At 40.0% G+C, this 1,093-nt stretch carries 1 protein-coding gene; it reads left to right on the plus strand.

Going from position 1 to position 1,093, the window contains the following annotated elements:
• Window positions 1–41: 41 nt before the first annotated feature.
• Window positions 42–1,093, plus strand: a protein-coding gene (locus LCM11_RS20285; protein WP_224896031.1) for an IS3 family transposase whose coding sequence is annotated in 2 segments (ribosomal slippage) — window positions 42–297 and window positions 297–1,093 — 1,053 coding nt annotated over the 2 segments. Because the reading frame shifts where the segments join, the coding sequence is not laid out codon by codon here. This gene is flagged as partial in the annotation.

The following is a 1,093-nucleotide window of genomic DNA, read 5'->3' on the forward strand; positions in this document are numbered from 1 at the left end:
CAGATAGACTGAATTAATACAAAACACGAGGAGCTTCCGTTATGACCCCAAGAATTCGACGTAACTTCACCCAAGAATTCAAACAGCAAATGGCCCAACTGCACCAAAACGGTAAACCAAGAAAAGAAATCCTTAAAGAATATGATTTAACTCCTTCATCATTTGATAGGTGGATCAGTCAGTACGCCCATAGTGGATCTTTTAAAGAGGAAGATAATCGTTCTCCTGAAGAGAACGAAGTAATCAAACTCCGTAAAGAAGTTCAGCGATTGAATATGGAAAATGATATTTTAAAACAAGCCGCGCTGATCATGGGACAAAAATAGATGTGGTCCGGAATAACCGCCACAAATATTCAGTATCAGCAATGTGCGACGTCCTCCAACTCCCTAAAAGCACCTATTATTATGAAGCCAAACAACGAGATACAAAGCAAGAAGAAGAGCTTGCCGTTCTTCTAACGGATATCTTTCAAGCCAGTCGCCAAAGTTATGGTACACGTAAGATCAAGGTAGAGCTCGAGAAAGAAGGCCGGACCGTCTCTCGACGTCGAATTGGACGAATCATGAAAGAACAAGGATTAGTTTCCAAATATACGGTCGCTCAGTATAAACCCACGAAGACGACATGTAACGAGTCCAACGTGACCAATGTCTTAAACCGCGAATTTGTTCAGGACCAACGATTAAAAGTGGTAGTCAGTGACTTAACTTATGTCCGTGTCGCTAATAATTGGCATTACATTTGTGTGATGGTTGATTTATATAATCGGGAGATTATTGGATATAGCTCGGGTCCCAATAAAGATGCCCAGCTCGTTCATCGAGCGTTTGCATCGATAAACGAAGATTTAACTCAATTGGAAATGTTTCATACTGATCGAGGCAGCGAATTTAAAAACGCCCTCATTGATCAGGCTTTAAAAACTTTCGGGATCCAGCGTTCTCTAAGTTTTAAAGGATCACCTTATGACAATGCCGTAGCTGAAGCAACATTTAAGGTTATCAAAGTTGAATTTGTCCATAACCAGGTATATGCCCATCAATCGATCTTGGATATTGAATTATTTGATTATGTGCATTGGTTTAATAAT

Source organism: Halobacillus halophilus (assembly GCF_020171985.1).
In the GTDB taxonomy this organism is placed as follows: Bacteria; Bacillota; Bacilli; order Bacillales; family Halobacillaceae; genus Halobacillus; species Halobacillus halophilus_A.